Annotated in this window: 17 protein-coding genes; 4 read left to right on the top strand and 13 right to left on the bottom strand. The window is 73.7% G+C overall.

The features are described from left to right. The 7 genes from HET64_RS18295 to HET64_RS18265 all read right to left on the bottom strand — a co-directional run. On the bottom strand, positions 1-2,246 hold a 2,246-nt coding region (locus HET64_RS18295), incomplete at its 3' end, for an amino acid adenylation domain-containing protein (RefSeq protein WP_215106919.1). A 46-nt stretch (positions 2,247-2,292) separates the two neighbouring features. Next, positions 2,293-3,159: an SDR family oxidoreductase gene (locus HET64_RS18290; RefSeq protein ID WP_215106917.1), complete on the bottom strand. Its 867-nt coding sequence runs from the start codon at positions 3,157-3,159 to the stop codon at positions 2,293-2,295. Beyond that, positions 3,156-3,890 (bottom strand): thioesterase II family protein, encoded by a 735-nt coding sequence (locus HET64_RS18285; protein ID WP_215106915.1) that lies wholly within the window; start codon positions 3,888-3,890, stop codon positions 3,156-3,158. The genes HET64_RS18290 and HET64_RS18285 overlap by 4 nt, the downstream gene beginning before the upstream one ends. A gap of 54 nt (positions 3,891-3,944) precedes the next feature. After that, on the bottom strand, positions 3,945-5,246 hold the full coding sequence (locus HET64_RS18280; protein ID WP_215106913.1) for a M18 family aminopeptidase: 1,302 nt from the start codon (positions 5,244-5,246) through the stop codon (positions 3,945-3,947). Next, on the bottom strand, positions 5,243-11,104 hold the full coding sequence (locus HET64_RS18275) for a MupA/Atu3671 family FMN-dependent luciferase-like monooxygenase (protein ID WP_215106911.1): 5,862 nt from the start codon (positions 11,102-11,104) through the stop codon (positions 5,243-5,245). Before HET64_RS18275 ends, HET64_RS18280 begins: the two co-directional genes overlap by 4 nt. Further along, entirely contained in the window at positions 11,101-14,370 is a 3,270-nt protein-coding gene (locus HET64_RS18270; RefSeq protein WP_215106910.1) for a type I polyketide synthase, read from the bottom strand. Before HET64_RS18270 ends, HET64_RS18275 begins: the two co-directional genes overlap by 4 nt. Beyond that, the gene (locus HET64_RS18265; protein ID WP_215106907.1) at positions 14,315-15,730 is read right to left on the bottom strand and encodes an MFS transporter; all 1,416 of its coding nucleotides are present in this window, start codon (positions 15,728-15,730) and stop codon (positions 14,315-14,317) included. The genes HET64_RS18270 and HET64_RS18265 overlap by 56 nt, the downstream gene beginning before the upstream one ends. 82 nt (positions 15,731-15,812) lie before the next feature. Here HET64_RS18265 and HET64_RS18260 point away from each other — a divergent pair, with 82 nt between their 5' ends. Then, positions 15,813-16,814: a LuxR C-terminal-related transcriptional regulator gene (locus HET64_RS18260; RefSeq protein ID WP_215106906.1), complete on the top strand. Its 1,002-nt coding sequence runs from the start codon at positions 15,813-15,815 to the stop codon at positions 16,812-16,814. A gap of 62 nt (positions 16,815-16,876) precedes the next feature. On the opposite strand, the gene HET64_RS18255 is transcribed toward HET64_RS18260, so the two are convergent. Beyond that, entirely contained in the window at positions 16,877-18,547 is a 1,671-nt protein-coding gene (locus HET64_RS18255) for a fumarate hydratase (protein WP_215106903.1), read from the bottom strand. Between the two features lie 194 nt (positions 18,548-18,741). On the opposite strand from HET64_RS18255, the gene HET64_RS18250 reads away from it, so the two are divergent. Then, positions 18,742-19,434, top strand: coding sequence for a DUF1707 domain-containing protein (locus tag HET64_RS18250; RefSeq protein WP_215106901.1), 693 nt, complete (start codon positions 18,742-18,744; stop codon positions 19,432-19,434). Positions 19,435-19,618: 184 nt separating this feature from the next. Next, the gene (locus HET64_RS18245; protein ID WP_215106899.1) at positions 19,619-19,993 is read left to right on the top strand and encodes a WhiB family transcriptional regulator; all 375 of its coding nucleotides are present in this window, start codon (positions 19,619-19,621) and stop codon (positions 19,991-19,993) included. 96 nt (positions 19,994-20,089) lie between these two features. On the opposite strand, the gene glpX is transcribed toward HET64_RS18245, so the two are convergent. Beyond that, the gene (gene glpX, locus HET64_RS18240; protein WP_097870696.1) at positions 20,090-21,121 is read right to left on the bottom strand and encodes a class II fructose-bisphosphatase; all 1,032 of its coding nucleotides are present in this window, start codon (positions 21,119-21,121) and stop codon (positions 20,090-20,092) included. 158 nt (positions 21,122-21,279) lie between these two features. On the opposite strand from glpX, the gene HET64_RS18235 reads away from it, so the two are divergent. Next, entirely contained in the window at positions 21,280-21,828 is a 549-nt protein-coding gene (locus HET64_RS18235; protein ID WP_215106897.1) for a DUF4245 domain-containing protein, read from the top strand. 81 nt (positions 21,829-21,909) lie between these two features. Here HET64_RS18235 and HET64_RS18230 read toward each other — a convergent pair whose 3' ends face one another. The 4 genes from HET64_RS18230 to xseA form a co-directional block, all read right to left on the bottom strand. Beyond that, a complete protein-coding gene (locus HET64_RS18230; protein WP_215106895.1) occupies positions 21,910-22,500 on the bottom strand; it encodes a malonic semialdehyde reductase in 591 nt (196 codons plus the stop codon). Between the two features lie 218 nt (positions 22,501-22,718). Next, positions 22,719-22,943, bottom strand: a complete 225-nt coding sequence (locus HET64_RS18225; protein ID WP_215106893.1) for a hypothetical protein — start codon at positions 22,941-22,943, stop codon at positions 22,719-22,721. 88 nt (positions 22,944-23,031) lie between these two features. Next, a complete protein-coding gene (locus HET64_RS18220; RefSeq protein ID WP_215106891.1) occupies positions 23,032-23,277 on the bottom strand; it encodes an exodeoxyribonuclease VII small subunit in 246 nt (81 codons plus the stop codon). Positions 23,278-23,373: 96 nt separating this feature from the next. Further along, positions 23,374-24,585 (bottom strand): exodeoxyribonuclease VII large subunit, encoded by a 1,212-nt coding sequence (gene xseA / locus HET64_RS18215; RefSeq protein ID WP_215106889.1) that lies wholly within the window; start codon positions 24,583-24,585, stop codon positions 23,374-23,376. Positions 24,586-24,826 lie beyond the last annotated feature (241 nt).

Genomic DNA, 24,826 nt, shown 5'->3' with positions numbered 1-24,826 from the left:
GTGAGGGGGAGGGCCCGCAGCACGGTCACCGTCGCGGGCACCATGTGCGGGGGGAGCAGCCGGGCCGCCCGCTCCCGTACGGGCCCGGGGTCCTCGCCCGCCCCCGGGGCCGGGACCACGTACGCGTCGATCCGCACGGCCGCAGCGTCCCCGCCCCCGCCGCCGGTCACGGTGACCGCGGCCGCCGACACCGCCGGGTCCTCCAGCAGCACGTGCCGGATCTCGCCCGGCTCGATCCGGAAGCCCCGCACCTTCACCTGGTCGTCGATCCGGCCCAGGTGCTCCAGCGCCCCGTCGGGCAGCAGCCGCCCCAGGTCGCCGCTGCGGTAGAGCCGCCCGGCCGGGTCCAGAGGATCCGGGACGAAGCGTTCGGCGGTCAGGGCGGGCCGGTTCAGATAGCCCAGCGCCATGCCCGCCCCGCCCACATGGATCTCCCCGGGCGCACCCGGCGGCACCGGCCGCCCGTGCGCGTCCAGGACCCGGACCGACCAGCCCGGCAGGGGCCGCCCCACCGACCGGGAACCGGCGAGCGCCTCACGGCGGGTCACCGTGGCCGCCGTGACATGGACCGTGGTCTCGGTGATCCCGTACATGTTGACCAGCCGGCAGCGGTCCTCCGGGTGCCGGTCGAACCAGCCCAGCAGCGGGCGGGCGTCCAGCGGCTCGCCGCCCAGCACCACCAGCCGCAGGGCGGACAGCTCACCGCCCGTCCGGTCGGCCGCCGCGAGCTGGGTGAACGCCGAAGGGGTCTGGCTCAGCACGCTCACCCGTTCCCGGACCAGCAGCGCGTGGAAGTCCTCCGGCGAGCGGGAGGTCCAGTGGTCCACGAGGACCAGCCGGCCGCCCGTCAGCAGCGCCCCCCAGATCTCCCACACCGAGAAGTCGAACGCCGCCGAGTGGAAGCACGTCCAGGTGTCGTCGGGGGAGAGGCCGAAGTCGTCGCGGACGGCGTCGACCAGCGCCGTGACGTTGGCGTGCGGGACGAGGACCCCCTTGGGGCGGCCGGTGGAGCCCGAGGTGTGGATGACGTACGCGGGGGCGCCGGCCTCCCGCCGTTGCCCGGCGGGGCGGGTCGGGTGGCCGGTCAGGGCGGCCGGGTCCTCGACGGTCAGCCGGACCCCGGCGTCCTTCGCGGTGCGCTCCCGCCGGTCCGCCGGATGCTCAGGATCCAGCGGTACGTAGACCGCGTCCGCCTTCAGGACGCCGAGCATCGCCGCCACCAGGTCGGCCGTGCGGGGCAGGCAGAGGCCGACGAGGTCACCCGGTCGGACGCCGTGGGCATACAGACCGTCGGCGAACTCCTCTGCATGGTCGTTCAGTTCGGCGTACGAGAGGGTGGTGGGTCCGGCGGTGAGCGCGGGGGCGTCCGGGCGCGCGGCGGCCCGGGCGGCGAAGGCCTCGTCGACGCGGAGGGCGGGGGTCCTCCGCGGTGAGCCGGCGGTCAGTTGGGCCGCCGACTCCGCCCTGCTCAGCGGATCCAGGACTGAGAGCGGGGTGTTGAGCGCGTCGCTCACCAACTGCTGTCGCACGCGCTCCACTTGACTCGCCGGCACGGGGAGTGCGCCCGGACCGGCCGGCAGCGTGGCGGGTCCGTCCCCGTCGCCCGGCACCAGCATCAGCGCGGGGGGATCGTCGCCCTCGGCCGGGGAGTCCGGCTCCGTGGCGAGCAGGTCGGCCACCGTCCGGCCGGCCGACAGGTCCGCCGTGAACACCGCGTACCCGTCGAGCGCCCCCAGCGCGTACGGAGGCCGGTCCCGGGCCGGCACGGGAACGGCGACGCGCACCGAGGCCGCGCCCGTGTACCGCCCGGCGGTGAGCGCGAGCGCGGCGGCGAGCCGCCGGGTCTCCGCGTCCACGCACAGGTCCGGGGGGAGCGGCCCGGCGTGCGGCGCCACCGCGTCCGGCTCCACCTCACCCAGCAGCACCCGGGCGACGATCCGCAACGACCGGGCGTCCAGCGCGGCCCCGTCGGCGGTCAGGACGGCCTCGGGAGCCTGCCCGTCCGCGTACCGCAGCAGCACCGCGCGCAGCCGGTGGCCGGGCGCGACCGGGCGGCGGGCCTCGGCCGCGCGCCGCCGGGCGGCGGCGCCGGACCCGGCCGGGGCGGGCACGGTCTCCGTCCACAGCCCGGGGCGGCGCTCCCCGGGCCACCACAGCTCCGCCGCCGTCGCGAGGGCGGCGGCGAGCGCGGTGTCGGTGAAGGCCGGCGGCAGGCGGACCGTCAGGGCGTGATGGGCAGGCGACACGTGCACAACTCCTCGTCCACGAAGGGGAAACGGCCGATGCGGGCAGTCAGCGGGCGGTGAACCCGCCGTCCACGGCGACCACGCTGCCGGTCACCTGCCGGGACTCGTCCGAGGCCAGCCACAGCACGGCGTTCGCCACATCGTCCGGCTCCACCAGCGCGTTCATCGGCTGGTCCCGGACGAACGCGGCCCCGTGCTCCGCGACCGGCACCTCCAGCGAGCGGGCGATCTCCGCCAGCATCCGGCCCTCCATCGCCTCGTCGTCCCGCACCGAACCCGGACACACCGCGTTGACCCGGACCTTCCGGGGCGCGTAGTCCAGGGCCACCGCCTTCGTCAGGCCGACGAGGCCGTGCTTGGCCGCGACGTACCCCGCGAAGTGCCGGTATCCCACCAGGCCCGCCGTCGAGGCGATGTTGACGATCGAACCGGACCCCTGAGCGACCATCCGGCCGCCGACCGCGCGGATCGCCCGCCACGCACCGCCCAGATCCACGTCGATCATCAGCTGCCACTCGGCCTCGGTGATCTCGTGCGCCGGGCGGCCCGAAGGGGCGGCGATGCCCGCGTTGTTGACCAGGACGTCGATCCGCCCGAAGCGCTCCTCGGCCGCCTCCGCCGCCGACTCCAGCGCCGCCAGGTCCCGGACGTCGGCCTGCCTGGTCAGCACGGCGGACCCCGCCTCGCGGCAGAGCCGCCCGGTGTGCGCCAGCTGCGAGGCCGAACCGAGCGGATACGGCACCCCGGGCAGCTCGCCCGCCACGTCCAGCAGCAGCAGGTCCGCACCCTCGCGGGCGAACGCCAGCGCACAGGCCCGGCCGAGACCGCGCGCCGCTCCCGTGATCAGCGCCGTCCGCCCGGCGAGCCGGGCCCCGCCGCCGGCCGCAGGCCCCGCACCGCCGCCGCCCGTCACCGGCCCCTCGACGCGCGCACCTCGGCGGCCACCAGCTCCAGCAGCTCGCCCGGCCGCTCGGTGAGATACATGTGCCCGCCGGCCGGCTCGGCCACCGTCAGCTTCCCCGTCGTCGCCCGGCCCCACTCGGCGGCCTCCGCCGCCCCGACCAGGGTGTCCTCCTGCCCCCGGACGGAGATGACCGGGACACCCAACGGCCGCTCGGTGGACGGCACATACGTCTCGTGGAGCCGGACGTCCGCCCGGAGCGTCGGCAGCAGCAGCTCCCGCATCTCCGGGTCGGCCAGCGCCGGGTGGTCGTACCCGGCGAACGCCCGGACCCGGGCGGCGAACTCCTCGTCCGGCAGCCCGTCCGCCCGGTCCGTGCGCGGCGTCCAGGGGCCGGGCGCACCGCTGACCACCAGCGCGGCCAGGCGGATCGGCCCGCCCGACCGCTCGATCCGGTGTGCCAGTTCGTACGCGAGGACCGCCCCCATGCTGTGCCCGAACAGTACGACCGGGCCGCCGCTCCCGTCCTCTTCCCCGAGGGCCGCCGTCACCTGCGCGTAGGCGTCGTCGACGGCCGGGGCCGCCGAGGTGTGGGCGGGCTCGGGGAACCGCTTCTCGCGGCCCGGCAGCGACACCGGGAGGATCCGCAGACCCTCCGGCGCCAGTTTCTGCCAGGGCGTGAAGAAGGAGGGACCCGCCCCGGCGAAGGGCAGGCAGATGAGGACGGTCTCTTCGTCGGCCACGGTCGTTCCTGTTCTCTTTCTCTGCTACCGGCGTTCTCTGCTACCGGAGTTCGGTCAGTCCCCGACCATGATCGTGGTGAGGATCGCGGAGAGATAGCCCGGGTCGCGCACCCCGCACAGCTCGCGTGCCGAGTGCATCGACAGGCCGGGTACCCCGACGTCCACCGTGGTGACGCCGAGGCGGGCCGCCGTGAGCGGGCCGATCGACGTACCGCAGGGCATCGCGTTGTTGGAGACGAACGGCTGCCAGGGAGCCCCGGCCCGCTCGGCCGCCGCCGTGAACACCGCGAAGCCGGTGGAGTCGGTGGCGTACCGCTGGTTGACGTTCACCTTGACCGTCGGGCCGCCGTTCGGGATCGGGCGGTGGTCGGGGTCGTGCCGCTCCGCGTAGTTGGGGTGCACCGCGTGCGCCATGTCGGCGGAGACACAGAACGCCCCCGCCAGCGCCCGCGACCAGTCCTCGTCGCTGCCGCCGCGCGCCGACACCGACCGGGACAGGATCCGCTCCAGCAGCGGGCTCTGCGCACCCGTCTCGGAACCGCTGCCGACCTCCTCGTGGTCGAAGGCGGCCAGCACCGGTACGAAGGAGGGCTGCGTGGCCCCCGTCGCCGCGTCCACCAGGGCGGTCACCCCGGCGTGCACCGAGACCTGGTTGTCCAGCCGGGACGCAACCACGAACTCCTGGTCCACGCCCAGGTATCCGGGCGGCTGGACGTCGTGCAGCATCAGGTCCCAGCCCAGCACGTCCGCCGGGTCCTCCCCGGCGGCCGAGGCGACCCGGCGGAGCAGCTCACCCTCCCGCGGGTCGCCCAGCGCCCAGATCGGCGCGATGTGCCGCTGCCGGTCCAGGGCCACACCCTCGTTCACCGAACGGTCCAGGTGAATGGCCAACTGGGGCACCCGCAGCAGGGGTTCGTCGATCTGCACGAGCCGGCTGCGCGGGGTGCCGTCGGGGCCGCGCAGGGCGAGGCGGCCGGAGATGCCCAGGTCCCGGTCGAGCCAGGTGTTCAGCGGGACCCCGCCGTAGATCTCCACGCCGATCTGCCGCCACCCCGAAGTCCCGGTGTCCGGTGCCGGTTTGATCCGCAGGTTCGGGGAGTCGGTGTGGGTGCCGACGATCCGGAACGGGGTGTGGGCGGGCGCGCCCTCGGGGACGTACCAGGCGATCAGCGCACCGGCGCGGCTGACGAAGCAGCCGCCGGTCGCCCCCGTCCAGTCGTCCGTGCCGCGCAGTTCGCGGAAACCGGCCTTCTCCAGACGCTGGGCGGCACTGGCCACCACGTGGTACGGGGAAGGGCTGGCGGCGATGAAGGAGAGCAGGTCGTCGGTGTGGCTGCGGTGGGGGGCCGGAGTCATACGGCGTCCGCCTTTCCGGTGTTCGGCAGTGACTGGGAGGGTGACGGTCCGCCGGGCTGGTCGGGCCCGGCGCTGGCGTCCCCGGCTGAACCTCCGGAGCCTCGGCCCGGGGGCCCCTGCCGGGGGCGCTCCCCGAGGAGTTCCCGCACCGGCCGGTCGGGCCGGGCGCTGAACTCCGCGAGCAGGTCGGTGTACGACGCGAGAAGGTCGTGGGCGGTCGTGTGGTCCCACAGGTCGGTGGAGAATTCCAGGAACGTTCGATAACCCTTCGCGGGGTCCCGGCGCGGCGCAAGTCCGAAGCACAGCTCGCTGCGGGAAAGCGGCGGTGCCAGATCGGCCACCTCGACCCGGAGCCCGGGGATCTCGATGTCCGTGTCGACGGAGTTCTGGAACGCCAGGACGTGCGGAACCCGGTCGGGGACGCTGACAGCGCCAGCGTCCCGCATCGCCTGCATGATGCGCGCGGTGGGCAGCACATGCGCCATGGCACCGAGAGCGCCCGCGCCCGTACGGACCGCGAGCTCCGCGCAGGTCTCGTCAAGATTGGCTGAATCCAGTCGTACGCGGACCATCACCGCGGTGGACGTCATCGCCACGAGCGACTCCGACGCGGTGCCCTCGCGGTTGGCGTACGGCACGCTCAGCAAGGTGTCCTCCTCTCCCGACAGCCGGGACAGGAACACCCCGAGGGCCGCCGCCGCGACCGCGAACGGGGTGGTGCGCCGTTCGGCCGCCAGCCTCTCCACCGCCGCCCGCACCTCACCCGTCGCGACCCCGCGCACGGTGTCCCCGTGCCCGCTCAGCTTCTGCGGGCGCGGCCGGTCCGTCGGTACGGGGACGGCGGACGGCACCCCGTCCAGGTAACGGGCGCAGAACGCGGCCCGCTCCGCCTCGGCGCCGGGATCGTGCTGCTCCCGCTGCCACCGGGCGTACCCGGGCGCCTGCATCGCCGGATCGGGCAGGCCGTGCGGGACGCCCGCGGCGGCCGCCGTATAGAGCGCGGCGATCTCCGCGAGCAGCACGGACAGCGACCAGCCGTCGGCGCAGACGTGGTGCAGGACGAACATCAGCTCCCAGCGGTCCTCCTCGACCCGCAGCAGCCGGGTCCGGGGCCGGAGTGACCGTCCCAGGTCGAAGGGGGCGGCAGCGTCGGCCCGGCACAGGGCGTCCGCCCGGGTCCGCCGCTCGCCGGCGGGCAGCCCGGTCAGATCCTCCACCGGCAGCGCCACCGGCTCCGCCGCCAGCACCTCCTGCCACCACGGCCCGTCCGGCGCCCCCTCCTGCGCGAACCTGGTCCGCAGCCCGTCGTGCCGGGCGACCAGCTCGGAGACGGCGGACCGCAGGGCCGCCGGGTCCAGCGCCCCGGTGAACGTGATGCGCGTCGGCACGTTCCACACGGCGGGGTCGGGCATGGCGTGGTGCCCGGCGATCATCCGGGCCTGCTGGTCGCTGACGTGGGCGCGGTCGACGACGACGGCCACGACGTCCGTCTCCGCCCCGCCCGTCTCCGACCAGTCCGTCTCCGGCCCTCCTGCCTCCGTTGTGTCCGTCTCCCGGCCGCCCGCCAGCTGCTCGGTCATGGCCCGCAGGGTGGCGTCGGCGAAGAAGTCCGCCAGCGGGTAGTCGACGCCGAGGGTGTCCCGGACCCGGTTCACCAGGCGGATCGCGGCGATCGAATTGCCGCCCAGGTCGAAGAAGTTGCCGTCGGCGGCGAAGCCTTGCCGACCGAGGACGGACTCCCAGACCTCGCGGAGGAGCCCGGCGGCGCCGGAGGCCGTCCGCGTGCCCGGCTCCGCCGTGGCGCCCGGTTCGGCCGTGTCGGCCACGGCGGTTGTGTCCGCTCCGGCCGCTGCAGCGGCGCTCTCCGCGCCCGGTCCGACCGCGCCTTCCCCGACCGGGGCCGACATCGCGCCCAACCGCGCGTCCAGCTCGACGAGATACCCCTCCGCCGTCGCCGCGTCGAACAGATCCGCGTCGTAGCGCAGTCGCAGCCGCAGCCCCCCGTCCTGGACCTGGGTGGCCATCAGCGCCAGCTCCAGCGGTGCCGACTCCGTCCCGGCCACCACGCCCTCGGCCCGCAGGCCCGGCAGGTCGATTCCGGCCAGCGCCGCCCGGTCGAGGTCGACCGAAACGGTCACCAGCGGGCGCGGATTCCCCGGATCCGGATGGACGGCCGCCAGCAGCGCGTCCAGGTCCACCCCACGGTGCTCGTCCGCCGCGAACAGCGCCCGCCCGGTGGCCCGTACGGCCTCCGGCGACGAGGTCGCGGAGGTGGCGGACAGCGGCAGCGGCAGCAGCGCCACATGGAACCCGACCGTGTCCGCCGTCGCGGGCGGCCGCCGCCCGAACGTCGTGCCCAGCAGGAACGCGTCCTGCCCCGACCGCCGTCGCAGCACCAGCTGCCAGGCCGTGCACAGCGTGGCGAACAGGGTCACGCCCTGCTGCCCGCTCCACTCCCGCAGCCGGTCGGCCCGCTCCCGGCCCACGGTCCGGGCCACCGCCCCGCCGCGCCCCGCCACCCGGCGACCGCGCGGCCGGTCCGTGGGCAGGACCAGCACCGGCGGCCGGTCGCCCAGCAGCTCGCGCCACCAGACCAGGTCCGCCGCGTCGGCAGAGGGCTCGGGGGCTCCGACGGTCGTCCCGGCGGGACGGTCGAAGACCGGCGGACGTCCGGCCCGGGCCGCCGTGTACAGCTCCTGGAGGTCCCCGGCGATCAGCGCGGCCGAGTGCGCGTCCGTGATGATGTGGTGCGTACCGAGGACGAGGACGTGGTCGTCCTCGGCCAGCCGGAGCAGCCGGGGCGTGAACAGCGGGCCCCCGGCCAGGTCGTAGGCCCGGCCGCTCTCCTCGGCGAGCAGCGCCCCGATCGCCCGCTCCGCGTCCTGCCCCCGGGCGTCGGTCACCGTCAACGGGATACGGAGCCCGTTCCGCACGACCTGGACGACGCCCCCCTCCTCCTCGGCCCGGAACACCGTCCGGAGCCCCGCGTGCCGCTCGACCAGGCCGTCCACCGCCGCGCGCAGCGCCGCCACGTCCAGGGGACCGCGCAGCCGTACGGCCCCCGTCTCGTTGTACGCCGCCGGGTTCTCCATCAGCTGCGCGGCCAGCCACAGCCGCCGCTGCGCCGAGGTGGCGGGCGCGACGGTGTCCTCGGGCCGGGCGTCGCGCTCCTTCGTCCGGCGGCGCAGCACGTCCAGGCGCTCCAGCCCCGACCGCAGCCGCTCCCGGTCCATCCCGAAGTCGACCAGCGCGGCGATCTCGTCCACCCCCGCCCCGTGCAGCGCGTCGACGAACGGGGCGACGCTCTCAGGCGTGCCGATCAGGGCCCGCCGGTCGCAGTAGCGGTCGTACGCGCGGCGGAACAGATAGTCCAGGTCCTCCTCGCCCGCCGCCGCCACGTCCTCGCGCCGGGACCCCGCGGCGGTGGCCGCCGAGCGCATCAGCAGCGAGGACCGCAGATACCGCACCATCGGCTCCAGCGCCTCGGCCCGGGCGGTGGCGTGGTCGTCGCCGAGATACGTGTGCACCAGCACCGTCACCCGCCCGGCCGCCGGGTCGAGCCCGCACTCCGCACGCGTACGCCGGTAGTGCGCGATGTTCGCGGCCAGCTCGTCCACGGTCTGGCTCATCAGGTTGGTGACGACCCCGAGGCCGCGCCGGGCGGCCTCCCCGTACGACGTCCGCTGCCCCGAGGTGGCCAGGAAGAACGGCGGTTGCTGCTGCACCGGGCGCGGCCGGATCCGGATCTCCGCCTCCGCGCCCTCGCCCGTGCGCCGCCGCACCGCCTCCCCGCGCCACAGCCGGCGCACCTCGTCGAGGTGGTCGAAGGCGATCCGCCGCCGGTCCGCGAACCGGTCGGGGTGCAGGGCGAAGTCCCGGGCGTGCCAACCGGTGGCGCAGCCGATGCCGACCCGGCCGCCGGAGAGGTTGTCCACCACCGACCACTCCTCGGCGACCCGCACCGGATCGTGCAGCGGCAGCACGACCGAGCCCGCGTTGATCCGGACGCTCCCGGTCTCCCGGGCCACGGCGGCGGCGAGCACGGCGGGGTTCGGGAAGATTCCGCCGAAGGAGTCGAAGTGCCGCTCGGGCAGCCAGACGGAGGAGAAGCCGTGCTCGTCGGCGAAGCGCGCGGTCTCCAGGACGGTGTCGTACGCCTCCGGGACGCCGGTGCCGCTTTCGTCGGCCCCGCCGGTGTCCGGGTAGTCGCCGAAGAAGTAGACGCCGAAGTCGGGTGCGGGACACCGCACTTCGGCGCGCCGCGCGGCGGCCGGCCTGGCGGCGCGCGGGAAGAACCCACCGTCGCGCAGCTCGCGCAGTGATCCCTCCACCGCCTCCGCGACCCGGTTCACGTCCTCCTCCGTGTGGGCGGTGGAGAGGTAGAAGCTGCGCCACTCCCATACGTATACGCCGCGCAGTTGGAGGTGGTGGTAGAGCAACTCCAGGTCGGCACGGTGCCGGAAGCGGAACATCGACCCGAAGTAGGCGAGTTCGAGGGGGAATTCCTCGTCACGGAAGAAGGTGTTGAGCCGGTCGGCGAGCGCCTGGGTGCGGGCGTTCAGCCCGCTCTGGAGGCCGGGCCCCCGCTCGGTGAGGTGGGTGAGCACCGCGCGGGCCGCCGCCATCGACAGCGGGTGCTGCATGTACGTTCCGCCGATGAACGTGGTCTCGCGCGAGGGGCCGCCGGGCTCCCCGTACCGCCAGAAGCCGCCGTCCACCCCGTCGAGCAGATCCGCCCGCCCCGCCACCGCGCCGATCGGGAAGCCGGCCCCGAGCGCCTTGCCGTACGTCGCGAGGTCCGGCACCACTCCGAAGTGCTCCTGCGCGCCGCGCGGGTGGGGGCGGAGTCCCGTCAGCATCTCGTCGAAGAGCAGCACGATGCCCCGGCGGGCGGTGAGTTCGCGCAACGATCGCACGAACTCCACCGGCCGCAGGCCAGGGTTGCGGCACTGCACGGGCTCGACGAGGACGGCCGCGATGCTGTCCCCGAGGGCGTCGATCGTCTCCAGGGACTCCTGGGCCCCGTACTCCAGCACGATCAGCTCCGCCACCGCGCTGGCCGGGATACCCCGGGAGACGGGCACGGCGTGCTGCCCGGGCCCGCCCGGCCGGCCGAGGACGGAGTCGATGTGCCCGTGGTACGAGCCCCGGAACATGACGACCTTGTCGCGCCCGGTCGCGGCGCGGGCCAGCCGGATCGCGGCCGAGTTCGCCTCGGTGCCGGACGAGGCGAAGGCGACCCGGTCCAGGCCGGTCAGCGAGGCGAGCAGCTCGGCGGCCTCCCCGGTGTCGGGGGACCGGGGGCCGAAGCGCAGCCCGTCGGCGAGGTGGCGGCGCACGGCCTCGGTGACCGGCTCCGCCTCGTGGCCGAGGAGCAGCGCGCCGAATCCCATGGTGATGTCGGTGTAGGTGTTGCCGTCCACGTCGGTGAGCCGGGAGCCGTGCGCCGAGCGGGCCGCGACCGGGTAGAGCATCTCCTTGGTGGCGTCCCGGAACCCCACGACGGCGCGGCTGTCGGCGAGCACCGAACGGTGCCGCTGGGCCAGCTCCTTGGAGGTGCGGGTGCGCTCGGTGAACCGGCGGATCAGCGATGCGGTGTGGGCCCGCTGGGCCTCGTCGGCCCCCGCCCCGGCCATCCCGCCCGCCGCGTCCACGACGAGACGGGGCCCGTGGGCGGCCTCCTCGACGGTGGGCTTCGCGTCCTGCGTCGGGACCTGGCTGTGGGCCTCCGCGAGCCGGGCGGTGAGCGCACGGGACAGCTCCGCCGCCCGTGCCACGGCCTCGGCTGCCGCTTCGGCGGCGGTGGCGGCGTCCGTCCCGGTCACGGCCCCGGCGGATCCGGGTATCCCCGCGCTCATCGGCCGTCCGTCCCCGCGGTCCGGGCGGTCAGCAGGGCGACGGCCTCGGAGAGCTGGGTGAGCATCGTGGCCTGGGTCTCGGCCAGTTGGCGCAGCTGCTCCGAGAGGGCGGCGACCTCGGCCCGGGTGGCGTACCCGGGCCCGTCGCCGGCCGGCGCGGGGGCGGGTGCGGGAACGGAAGCGGATGCGGGTGCGGGCACCGTCACGAGCGCGGGCACCGGCACGGGCGACGGCTCCACCGCTGCCGCCGGCGGAGAAGTCCGCCGCCCGGCTATCAGCGATGCCGTCAGCCGGGGCGTGCCCGCCTCCTCCAGGACCTCCCGCATGCTGATCTCCGTGCCGAACTCGGCCTCCAACTGCCGCACCATCCCGATGAGCTGGAGCGAGTCCGCCCCGAGGCCGACGAAGGTGCGGTCGGCGGCGACCTCGTCGGGCCGGTGGCCGAGATGGCGCGCGGTCAGCTCCAGCACCCTGTCCAGTACGGCCTGTTCGGTCATGCGGTCCTCCGTGGAGCGTGGGGATGGGTGAGCGGCCCCGCCGGTCGGCGCGGGCGCCTCCGTGAGCGGGGCGGGCGGTACGGGGGGTGCGTACGGGGCCGGGCCCCTCCAGTGCGACCTGCGCTGGAAGGGGTACGTGGGCAGCCGCACGCGCCGGCCACCGCAGCGGTCGAGCAGCGCCGCCCAGTCCACCCCGGCCCCGGCACAGTGCAGCGCGGCCACCGCCCGCTCCCACCGCCGTGTCGGTAGGCAGACCGCGTCCGGCAGCGACCGGCGGACCAGGCCCGTCAGTACGGCGGACGGGCCCAGCTCCAGCAGCAGCGGGGACCCGGCCAGCCGGTCCAGGACGGCGGCGAAGTCCGCCGTGCGGCGGGCCTGGGCGACCAGGTACGCGGCGTCCGGCCGCCACCCGGCGGGGCGCACCGTGCCGTCGATGCCGTCGACGAACTCCGTGTGCAGCGGCCGGAGTTCCGCCTTGTCGGCCAGCACCCGGAAATCCTCCAGCGCCGGGTCGAGCAGAGCCGTGTGGAACGCCCGGTCCACCGCCAGCACCTCGTACGCCTCCCCCCGCGCCACCAGCAGCGCCCGTGCCGCGTCCACCGCCTCCGGCGGGCCGCCCAGAACGTGGTGCGCGGCGCCGTTGACCACGGCGAGCTCCAGCCCGGGGACGGCTGCCAGCAGCTCCCGCACCCGGGCCCGGGGGACGAACGCGGAGACCATGGCGCCCGGGGCCGCCCGCTCCAGCATCAGCCGCCCGCGCCCGCACACCAGTCGCATCGCGTCCTCGGTCTCCAGCGCCCCGGCCACGCACAGCGCCGCGTACGCGCCGACGCTGTGCCCGGCGACCCGGGCCGGGGTGATCCCGAGCCCTTCCCACAGCCGGGCCTGGGCGATCTGGAGGGCGAACAGGGCGGGCTGCGCGAAGGCGGTGTCCCACCGCGCGGGACCCCGTCCACCGACGATCCGGTCCAGGAAGTCGTCCCGCCCGGTCTCCTCCGCGTACACCCGGGCGCAGGCATCGAGCACCTCGGCCACGACCGGGAAGCGCGCGGCGAGTTCCGTGCCCATGCCCGGATGCCCGCCGCCCTGGCCGCTGAACAGGAACACCGGCCGCCGCTCCCGTGAACCGTCGGCGACCCCGGTCGTGTACGCCTCGCCCTCCGGGGCCCCGGACAGGAACGCGTCGAGACCGGCCACCGGGTCCGCACCCGTGACGACCAGCCGGTGCGGCAGGTGCCGCCGCCCCAGGGCGGTGGTGGTCAGCAGATCGGCGGGCGAGGGGGGCGGCCCGTCCGACAGGCGGTCCCGCAGGGCGGCGGCGTACGCCCGGAGCGCGTCCCCGTCCGCGGCCGAGAGCGGCAGCAGCGCGGGCACGGTGGCGTCGTCCCCCGCCGACGCCGCGTGCGCGGTCTCCGGTGCCTGTTCCAGGATCACATGAGCGTTCGTACCGCCCATGCCGATGGAGTGCACACCGGCTCGCCGCACCCCCGCCAGGGGCCAGGGCCCCTCCCGTAACGGCAGCAGGAACGGGCTGTCGTCCACCGCCAGCGCCGGGTTGGGCCGGGAGAAGTTCACCAGCGGCGGGACCACCCCGTGCCGCAGCACCTCGACGGCCTTGATCAGCCCCGCGAGCCCCGCCGCGCTGTCCAGGTGGCCGATGGCCGGTTTCGTCGAGCCGAGCGCGCAGAAGCCGGTCCGGTCGGTGTGCGCGCGGAACGCCTCGGTCAGGGCCGCGAACTCGATCGGATCGCCCTTCAGCGTGCCCGTCCCGTGCGCCTCCACATAGCCGATCGACGCCGCGTCGACATCCGCCGCGCGCAGCGCCCCGAGCACCGCGTCCCGCTGTCCGGCGACCCCGGGGGCGGCGAACCCGCCTCTCCCCGGGCCGGCGTCGGTCCTCTTGTCCGAGCCGTCGTTGGTGACCGCCGAGCCCAGGATCACCGCGTGCACGGTGTCGCCGTCGGCCAGCGCCCGTGCCAGGGGCTTGAGGAGGACGGCGGCGGCCCCGTTTCCTCCGACCGTGCCGTCCGCGTCCGCGTCGAAGGCCCGGACCGTGCCGGTGGGGGAGAGGGTGGATCCCTTCACCGGGACCTGGCCGGTGACTTCCGGCAGATGCAGGGCGGCGGAGCCCACCAGCATCAGCTCCGCGTCCCCGGCGCGCAGCGCCTGGCAGGCCAGATGGACCGAGACGAGAGCGCTGGAGCAGGCCGTCGAGACGGTCAGCGCGGGTCCGGTCAGACCGAGCCGGAAGGCGGCCCGGGTGGCGGTGAAGTCGGGGTAGTTCCCGACCTGGACCTGCTTGGCGGTCATCCAGTCGCCCGAGCCGGCCTCCGCCGCCAGGTTCTCCGCCAGATAGCTGTGCAGCGAGTACAGGCGGTAGCCGGAACTGCCGCACACCCCGATCCGTACGGAGCCGCCGTCGCCGCCCGCGTAACGGTCCTCACCGCCCGCGTAACCCCCGTCCTCCAGGGCGTGGAAGCAGCACTCCAGGAAGAGCCGCTGCTGCGGATCGGTCAGCTCCGCCTCCCGCCCGCTCATCCCGAAGAATCCGGCGTCGAAGCCGTCCACGTCCGCCAGGAGCGCGCTCGCCCCGCCGAACCCCGGTCGCCCGTACTCCGCCGCCGGGACTCCCGCCGCGGCGAACTCGGCCCGGGTGAACCGGCGTACGTGGCCGGCCCCCGCCCGGATGTCACGCCAGTACGTTTCCGGGGTGTCAGCCCCCGGGAACCTCAGCGCCGTCCCGATCACCGCGATCCGGTCGTCCCTCAACGGCTTCTTCCTTTCGCAGCCCCGCACGCCCCGCACGCTCCGCCCGCCGCACTCCCGCCACCCTCAGCAGGAACACCACGGCGACGACGATGGCGGCGCCGTGGGACCAGCCCACCACGGCCAGCGGGGAGAACCGGTCGAGGGCCGCCGCCACAAGGATCATGCCGACGCCGAAGCCGAGGTTCTCGAAAGTGGCCGAAAGACCGAAGGCATGACCGCGCAAGGTGGCCGGAAGTGTCTGGAGATGCGAGGTGTACGCGACCTCGGTGAGGCCGTCCGCGGCCCCCGCGATCAGCGCGATCACCGCTGTCACGGCCAGCGGGAACCCGGCGAACGCCGCGATGAACGCCGCCGACATCACCACCGTGCCGTAGCCGAATCCGAGCGCCCCCACGGAGCGCCCGGTCCGCTGCGCGTACCGCTGGATCACCTGCTGGGCCCCGATGTTGCCGAGCGCCCACACGCACCAGAACGCGCTGACGAACACCGCGGGATTCGACGCGTCGAGCGAGGTGGAGTAGATCGGCAGCGCCGCGTTGTGGGACGAGGAACCGAACGCGTCGACCCCGCGCAGGGCCACCATCAGGCCCATCCCGGGTGCGGCGGCGAGCGCGAGGAACGCCACGGGCCGCCGGAGCCTGCCGCCCTTCGCGGCCGAGGCGTCCTTCCCGGCCCCGGAGCCCTCGGCAGCCCTGCCCCCCGCGCTCTTGCCGCCCGCTCCCTTTCCCCCGGCGATCGGCAGCAGGGCCACCGTCACCGCACAGGCCACGAACGTCGCCATATCGACAACGAAGGCCGCCGTGTAGCCGACGAGGGACACCACCACGCCCGCCGAGGCGAACCCCGCCACCATGGCCAGCGAGCGGCCGGTGATCGAGAGGGAGTTCGCCCAGGCCCTGCGGTCCTCCCCGACCATCTCCGGGATCGAACTGCGCAACGCCACCATGAACAGCGTCCCGCACGCCCCGATCACCACCGAAACGGCCATCAGCGCCGCAGTCAGCAGACCGTCCGGCGCCAGGATGAGCACCAGCATCACGGCGCCCTGTCCGACATTCGCCCACAGCATGATGCTTTTCGCGCTGAAACGGGCGAGCAGTCCGCCCACGACCAGACCGGCGACGAATCCGGAGGCGAGCCGCACCGCCATGAACAGCCCCATGGCCAGCGCCCGGCCCGTCGTCTCGTAGACGAAGAGATTCAGCGCCACCATATTCAGGAAAGTGCCGTAGGAAGACACCGCGTATCCGGCGACGAGGAATCGGAAACGGCGCTCGGAGACCTCGGTATCCCGGGCCTCCCCGGACTTGCGGGCGCCGCCGTCCGCCGCGTCCGTCATCGGCCCGTCCGCACTGCCCATTCCAGATGTCACCCGGACATACTCGTCGAGCACGGGCGCCGGACGGGGGACTCCGGATTGCACAAAGGTAATCTGCATCCTTGTGAAGGACGATCATTCCCCCTCACCGGTATGTGATTGCCGTGAATCACCCTCGGACCGGTCGATACCGGAACAACCCTGCGAGGCGGCGCTCGCGGCCTATCGCCGTGCGCTGACCGCGGGCTGCCTCCCGGCCGGCGCCGCGCCCCCCTGTCTGCGGTCCCTGCACCTGATGGTGGCCGACCAGGAATCACCCGGCTACCTCATCCCCGTACCGCCGGAGACCGCCTCGTTCGCCGCGCTCGCCCCGATCGAGGAGGCGATCGTCGAGCAGCGCCGCACCCTCCGCTCCACCCGCGCCACCCTCGCCGCCTTCGAGGGGCTCTACGCCGAGATGCACCGGCAGGAACGCCCCGCCCTCACCCGGCTCTCCGGCACGGCCGTCATCGGCAAGGCCCTGGACGCCGGGGTCAGCGGCTGCCGCGCCGAGGTCCGCACCGCCCACCCCGGCGGCGGGCGCCCCGCCCACGTCCTGGAGCAGTCGCTCCCGCGCGACCTGGGCAACCTGCGCCGCGGCATCCGGCAGCGCACCCTCTACCAGCACACCGTCCGCTCGGACCGCACCACGCTCGCCTACATCGAGCAGGTGACCGCCGAGGGCGCCGAGATCAGGACCCTGGCCGAGGTCGCCGACCGGTTCATCGTCTTCGACCGGGACCTCGCCCTCATCCCGTTCTCCGACGAACCGCACACCGCCCTGCGCGTCCAGCACCCGTCGCTGGTCCGCTTCCTGGTCCGCCACTTCGACGAGGCGTGGTCCCGTGCGGTCCCGGTCCGCCCCGAACGCGCGCCGCTGCGCACCCCCGTCGTCACCTCCGACCTCCAGCGCACCATCCTCCAGGCCGTCGTCAACGGCGAGACGGACGCCGCCATCGCCCGCCGGATCGGCATGAGCCGCCGCAGCGTCGCCGAGCACATGCGCAAGGTCTCCGAGCAGCTGGGCAGCAACAGCCGGGCGCAGCTGGGGTATCTGGTCGCGACCTCGGGCCTGCTGGACGGCTGAGAACGCGCGGGAGGGCCCGTCCGCGCGGACGGGCCCTCCCGGTTACGCCTACGGGGGCGGAGTCAGCCGAGACCAGGACCCCGCACCGGAATGCTGGTGAACGTCGGAGCCGGGGCGGGCTCGGTGAAGAAGTCGTTGCCCTTGTCGTCGACGACGACGAACGCGGGGAAGTCCTCGACCTCGATGCGCCAGACCGCCTCCATGCCGAGCTCCTCGTACTCGACGACCTCGACCTTCTTGATGCAGTCCTGGGCGAGGCGGGCCGCGGGGCCGCCGATCGAGCCGAGGTAGAAGCCGCCGTGCGCGTCGCAGGCGTCGGTGACCTGTTTGCTGCGGTTGCCCTTGGCGAGCATCACCTTCGAGCCGCCCGCCGCCTGGAACTGCTCCACGTAGGAGTCCATCCGGCCGGCCGTCGTCGGGCCGAAGGAACCGGAGGCGTACCCCTCGGGCGTCTTCGCCGGACCCGCGTAGTACACCGGGTGGTCCTTCAGGTACTGCGGCATCTCCTCGCCCGCGTCCAGCCGTTCCTTGATCTTGGCGTGCGCGATGTCGCGGGCCACGACCAGCGGGCCGGTCAGCGAGAGCCGGGTCTTGACCGGGTACTTGGTCAGCTCGGCCAGCACCTCGTCCATCGGCCGGTTGAGGTCGATCTCCACGACGTCCCCGCCGGCCTCGTCGAGGTGCTCGTCGGTGGTGTCCGGGAGGAAGCGCGCCGGGTCCTTCTCCAACTGCTCCAGGAAGACGCCCTCGGCGGTGATCTTCGCGGTGGCCTGGCGGTCCGCCGAGCAGGAGACGGCGATGGCGACGGGCAGGGACGCGCCGTGCCGGGGGAGGCGCACCACGCGCACGTCGTGGCAGAAGTACTTGCCGCCGAACTGCGCGCCGATGCCGATCTTCTGCGTCAGCTCGAAGACCTTCTCCTCCAGCTCCTTGTCCCGGAAGCCGTGCCCGGTGGGGGAGCCCTCGGCGGGCAGCTCGTCCAGGTAGTGCGCGGAGGCGTACTTGGCGGTCTTCAGCGCGAACTCCGCCGACGTGCCGCCGACCACGATCGCCAGGTGGTACGGCGGGCAGGCCGCCGTACCCAGCGAACGGATCTTCTCCTCCAGGAACTTCATCATGGAGGCCTCGTTCAGGACGGCCTTCGTCTCCTGGTAGAGGAACGACTTGTTGGCCGAGCCGCCGCCCTTCGCCATGAACAGGAACTTGTACGCGCCGCCGTCGGTGGCGTACAGCTCGATCTGGGCCGGGAGGTTGGAGCCGGTGTTCTTCTCGTCCCACATGGTCAGCGGGGCCATCTGCGAGTAACGCAGGTTGAGCTTGGTGTACGCGTCGTAGATCCCGTGCGACAGGGCCTCCTCGTCACCGCCCTCGGTCAGCACGTTCTGGCCGCGCTTGCCCATGACGATCGCCGTACCGGTGTCCTGGCACATCGGCAGCACGCCCGCGGCGGCGATGTTCGCGTTCTTCAGGAGGTCCAGCGCCACGAACTTGTCGTTGGAGGACGCCTCCGGGTCGTCGACGATCCGGCGCAGCTGCGCGAGGTGGGCCGGGCGCAGGTAGTGCGAAATGTCGTGCATCGCCTCGGCGGCCAGGGTGCGCAGCGCCTCCGGGGCGACCTTGAGGAACGTCCGTCCGTCGGCCTCGAAGGTGGAGACACCCTCGGCCGTCACCAGACGGTACGGCGTGGTGTCCTCCCCCAGGGGGAGCAGATCGGAGTACGCAAACTCTGCCATGACGGCCATTCCTCACTCGGCGACGGCGGCTGACCTCCCTCGGGCAGCGCATCCACCAGGGTAGAGCGCCGCCCCGGGTCGGATCCTGTGAGGTAAGGCTCACCTGGATCCCGCCCCCGGAAGGCGGGTGCGGGGCCGGGGCGCGCCGGTTGGAGGGGTAGTCGCGATCTATCGCGTTTGGGTACGCTGGGGCGGTGGACCTAGAGAAGCAGCCCCAGCAGCCCCTCGCGCCGGCCGCCCGGCCGCCCGCCGAAGCCCTGGACGGCGATGGCATCCGCGCCTCCGACGCCGACCGCGACCGGATCGCGGACATCCTGCGGGAGGCGATGGCCGAGGGTCGTCTGACGGCGGACGAGCACGCGGAGCGGATCGACCTGGTCTACCGGGCCAAGACCGTCGGCGAACTCCAGCCGCTGGTCCGGGACCTGCCCGCCGCCTCCGGCTCCACGGCCCGCCCCGACTCCCAGCCGTACGCCTACGGCCCCGAGGCCCCCGACGGCCCCGCGGAGAATCTCGTCGCGGTCTTCAGCAGCGCCAACCGCAAGGGCCGTTGGCGGGTCGGCGGAAGGACGAACGCCTTCGCGCTCTTCGGCAGCGTGGAGATCGATCTGACCGAAGCGCTTTTCGGCCAACGCCTCACCGTTATCAATGCGACGTCCATCTTCGGCAGCGTCGACGTCCGGGTGCCGGAGAACATTTCCCTGCGCGGCAACGGCACCGGCGTCTTCGGCACCTTCGAAGTGCGGACGCTCGAATCGGCGGACCCGGAAGCACCGGTCGTCGTGGTCAACGGCTATTCCGTGTTCGGAAGCGTGGAAGCCAGGCCGAAGCGGGGCAAGTTCGTCGCGGACCTCCAGCAGCGGCTGCGCAAACACCTCGGCTACTGAATACGGCGGGGAGCACGACATACGGCGGGGCGCACGACCTCCGATAATCGGCCATAAAGCCGCGGGGGCGCATTGCGGTGCGTCGCGCGCTGGTGCCACTCAGTGCATAGGCGTACGTACAGCGGGTAGGGAGTGCTGCATCGACTCTCGCTCGCGAAGCCGTAGCCGTCGTCAGGAGTAGACCGTGCTGCAACCGCCGCATCAGCCTCTGCAGGTCGCCGCCGTTCCGGCCCAGCGGACCCCCGCCCGGGAGGACGACGCGGGCCCCTGGCACTCCGATGCGGCCTGCCGCCGCGACGAGGCCGGCCTGTTCTTCGCCCCGTCGAAGGAGCCGACCGCTGCCCGGCTGGCCCGCGAGGAGGCCGCCAAGCGGGTCTGTGCCCGGTGTCCGGTCATGGTGGAGTGCCAGGAGCACGCGCTGATGCAGCCCGAGCCGTACGGGGTGTGGGGCGGGCTCACCGCCGCGGAGCGCCGGGTGGCGCTGGCCCGGCGGCGACGGCGGGACATCGAGCTCACGGCCGCCGCGACCGCGTCCGAGCACATAGCGCAGGCGGGCTGAACGAGTCCCCGCCCGCGGAATTCGCGCAGGGAGAAGGGGAGGGGTGCGGGGAGCGATGGTCCGCTCCCCGCACCCCTCCCCTTCTCCCTCAGCCGGCTACTTCGCCCGGTCGAAGTCGATGGCGCTGTAGGCGCGCAGCTTCGACAGCCGGTGCGTCGAGGAGATCGTCCGGATCGTGCCGGACTTGGAGCGCATCACGATCGACTCGGTGGTCGCTTCCTCCGCGCGGTACCGCACACCGCGCATCAGCTCACCGTCGGTGATCCCCGTCGCCACGAAGAACACGTTGTCGCCGCTGACCAGGTCGTCGGTCGACAGCACCCGGTCCAGATCGTGGCCCGCGTCCAGCGCCCGCTGCCGCTCCGCCTCGTCCTTGGGCCAGAGCTTGCCCTGGATGACGCCGCCGAGGCACTTTATGGCGCACGCGGAGATGATGCCCTCGGGCGTCCCCCCGATGCCCATCAGCAGGTCGACGCCGGTGCCCTCGCGGGCCGCCATGATCGAGCCCGCGACGTCGCCGTCGGAGATGAACTTGATCCGCGCGCCCGTCTCCCGGATCTCCTTGACGATGCCCTCGTGCCGGGGCCGGTCGAGGATGACGACGGTGACGTCCTCGGGCATGGAGTTCTTCGCCCGCGCCACACGCCGGATGTTGACCGACACGGGCGCGTTGATGTCGACGAAGTCCGCCGCCTCGGGCCCCGTCACCAACTTGTCCATGTAGAAGACCGCGGACGGGTCGAACATCGCGCCGCGGTCGGCCGCCGCCAGCACGGCGATGGCGTTCGGCATGCCCTTGGCGTTGAGCGTGGTGCCGTCGATCGGGTCGACCGCGATGTCGACCTCGGCGCCGGTGCCGTCGCCGACCCGTTCGCCGTTGAACAGCATGGGGGCTTCGTCCTTCTCGCCCTCGCCGATGACGACGACGCCGTTCATCGAGACGGTCGAGACGAGGGTCCGCATGGCCTTCACGGCGGCGCCGTCGGCGCCGATCTTGTCGCCGCGGCCCACCCAGCGCCCGGCAGCCATGGCGGCGGCCTCGGTGACCCGGACCAACTCCAGGGCCAGGTTGCGGTCGGGGGCCTCCGGGGAGACCTCCAGTTGGGACGGCAGATGATGCTCGGACATCGGAGCGCACCTTTCTGTACGGCGACGACCGGATATGAGGGTGCTGTGACTCTATCGGTAGGTCGATAAAATGAGCAGGCCGGGTCACGCATGAGCACCCCCGGAGGTGCGGCCGTGAGCGGCACCCTGCGGCCGGGCGTGTCAGGCCGCGTGCCACCATGGATCCCGTGGCAAGCAAGCGAGGCAAGCAGACAGTCCGGGACATGCTCCTGTCGACCTTGGTGATCGCCGCCTGCGCGGGCGTCATCTACCTCTTCATCCCGAAGGACGAGCACGCCGATCCGCTCAAGGCCGTCGACTTCACCGTGGAACTGGCGACGGTGCGGACCGCCGCCCCCTACCCGGTGGCCGCGCCCGAGGGGCTGCCGAAGGAGTGGAAGGCGACCTCCGTCCGGTACGACGACGTCGCGGGCGACGCCTGGCACCTGGGCTTCCTCGACGCGGACCGCAGGTACGTCGCGGTCGAGCAGTCCACCGTCGCCGCGGGTACGTACGTCCCCGAGGTCAGCCGGAAGGCCAAGGACACCGGGCGCACCGAGTCGGTGGCCGGCCGGGAGTGGCAGGTCTGGGAGGGCGCGAAGTACAACGCCCTCGTCCTGCCCGGCAAGGGTCACACCACGGTGGTGACCGGCTCGGCCCCGAAGGAGAGCCTGGTCGAGATGGCCGCCGCGCTGAAGACGACGCCGCCCGCCGCGCCCGCTTCCTGACGCGCGGCCCGCGCCGAACCGCGTACGCGAAGGGGCCCCGGAACACCAGGTGTTCCGGGGCCCCTTCGCGTACGGCGGCGCTCAGACGGTCGTGACGACCTCGTCGAAGGAGAGGCGCGGGCTGCGCGGGAACCAGGCGTCCTCGCCCGGCTTGCCGATGTTGACGACCATCAGCGGGGCGTGGTCGTCGTCCAGGAACTCCTTCTGGATGCCCGCGGCGTCGTAGCCGGTCATCGGGCCGGCGGCCAGGCCGGCGGCGCGGACGCCGATGATGAAGTAGGCGGCCTGGAGCGCGGCGTTGAGGACGGCGGCCGACTCGCGGACCGGGCGCTCCGAGAAGAACATGTCCTTGGCCTGCGGGAAGTGCGGGAGCAGCGCCGGGAGCTCCTCGTGGAACTCGTTGTCGGCGGCCAGGATCGCGACCAGCGGGGCCGTGGAGGTCTTCGGCCGGTTGCCCTCGGCCATGTGCTGCACCAGGCGCTCGCGACCCTCGGCGGAGCGGACCAGGACGACGCGCAGCGGCGACTGGTTGAAGGCGGTCGGTCCGAACTTGACCAGGTCGTAGATCGCCTGGACCTGCTCGTCGGTCACCGGCTCGTCGGTGAAGGTGTTGGCGGTACGGGCCTCACGGAAGAGGAGGTCCTGGGCGGCGGGGTCGAGAACGAGGGACATCTGGTGCAAACCTTCCGAACGTACGCGGTGGGGAGAAGACCCGAAGGTACGCCAGGAATAGGTTAACTTTCAACTAAAACCGGCCGGGAGTGATCCATTGCACAGTACATCTGTCTTGTGCGACGGCCCCGGCCGGAACCCGACGGCCGCCGCACGGCGCCCCCGCACCGCCGCCGGGCCACCACCGCACCACTGTGGCCGGAGCTGCCACGGCTGCGTCACCGCAGGCCAAGAGTGCGCCACCGCCCGGCGCCGCGGGCCACCGTGTGCAGCCGCTGGGCGCCGCGGGCCACCCTGCGCCACCGCCGGGTGCCGCGGCCCACCGTGTGTAGCCGCTGGGCGCCGCGGGCCACCCTGTGCCACCGCTGGGCGGCGCGGCCCACCGTGTGCAGCCGCTGGGCGCTGCGGGCCACCCTGCGCCACCGCCGGGTGCCGCGGTCCACCCTGTGTAGCCGCCGGGCGCCGCGGAGGACCACCACCGCGCCACCGCTGGGCGGCGCGGCCCACGCCGTGTAACCGCTGGGCGTTCGCTCAGCCCTGGTCGTCGTCCACCTGCGGGCGGGCCAGGGCCGCGTCCAGCCGGGCGCGGGCGCCCTCCAGCCAGTGCCGGCAGACCTTCGCCAGCTCCTCGCCCCGCTCCCACAGGGCCAGCGACTCCTCCAGCGTCGTGCCGCCCGCCTCCAGCCGGCGTACGACCTCGATCAGCTCGTCCCGCGCCTGCTCGTACCCGAGCGTGCCCGTGGCGGCAGCCGCCGTCGTCCCGTCGTCGTCCGTCATGTGATCCACCCTAAGCGTGAGCTGTTACGACAATGTGGGCGCTGCGGCCCCTGCGATACGGCCGCCCGGCCGCCCCGTTTCCCGCTTCCCCCGGCCTCATCCGTCCACCCGCACCGTGAACTCGCCCTCCGACACCCGCGCCCGCAGCGGCTCGCCGGGCGCCCCGGCCTCCTCGGGGGAGCGGACCACGTGCCCGTCGGGCCGCTGGAGCACCGCGTAGCCCCGCTCCAGGGTCGCGGCCGGCGACAGCGAGACGACCCGGGCGAGCGTGTGCGACAGCTCCGAATCGGCCCGGTCCAGCAGATGGCCCAGCACCCGGCGACTGCGCCCCAGCAGCGCGTCCACCTCGGCCTCGCGCTCGTCCACCAGCCGGTGGGGCCGCTCCATCGCTGGGCGGCCCAGCGCGTGCGCGAGCCCCCGCTCCTCGCGGTCCAGCAGCCCCCGTACGGTCCGCAGCGCCCGGTCCCGCAACTGCTGCACCCGCTCCAGCTCCTCGCCCACGTCGGGGACGACCTTCTTGGCCGCGTCCGTGGGCGTGGAGGCACGCAGATCGGCGACCAGGTCCAGCAACGGCGAGTCGGGCTCGTGGCCGATCGCGGAAACCACGGGTGTGCGGCAGGCGGCCACGGTCCGGATCAGCTGCTCGTCGGAGAACGGCAGCAGATCCTCGACGCTGCCGCCGCCCCGCGCCACCACGATCACGTCGACCTCCTCCAGCGCGTCCAGCTCCTCGACCGCCTGCACCACCTGGGCGACCGCGTTCACCCCCTGCACGGCGGTGTTGCGGACCTCGAAGCGCACGGCGGGCCAGCGGCGGCGGGCGTTCTCCAGGACATCGCGCTCGGCGGCGGAAGCCCGCCCGCAGACCAGCCCGACGAGCTGCGGCAGGAACGGCAGCGGCTTCTTGCGGTCCAGGGCGAAGAGCCCCTCGGCGGCGAGCGACTTCTTCAGCTGCTCCAGCCGCACGAGCAGCTCACCGATGCCGACCGGCCGTATGTCCGTCGCCCGCAGCGACAGCTGCCCCCGGGGCGCGTACCACTCGGGCTTGGCCAGCACGACGACGCGCGCGCCCTCCGTCACCACATCGGCGATCCGGTCGAAGACCTGCCGGAAACAGGTCACGCTCACCGAGATGTCGTGGGACGGATCGCGCAGCGTCAGGAAGACGACCCCGGCGCCCGGGCGCCGCGACAGCTGGGTGATCTGCCCCTCCACCCAGATGGCGCCGAGCCGGTCGATCCAGCCGCCGATGAGCCGGGACACCTCACCGACGGGCAGCGGCGCTTCCGCGGACGTGTTGAGAGCCATACGGGCGAGCGTATCGGCAGCCACCGACAGGCCCCCCGCCCCGCGCGGAGTCCGCGTCCGCGCACCACGCGAAGCGGTACGGGACACGAAGCGGTACGGGACGCGAAGCGGTACGGGACGCGAAGCGGTACGGGACGCGAAGCGGTACGGGACACGAAGCGGTACGGGACACGAAGCGGTACGGGACACGAAGCCGTACAGAACGCGAAGTCCCCCCAGCCCCTGTCTCTTATACACATCT

Origin of the sequence: Streptomyces sp. McG3, from assembly GCF_018619185.1 — a bacterium.
Lineage (GTDB): Bacteria > Actinomycetota > Actinomycetes > Streptomycetales > Streptomycetaceae > Streptomyces.
This window is presented reverse-complemented; position numbering and strand designations above follow the sequence as displayed.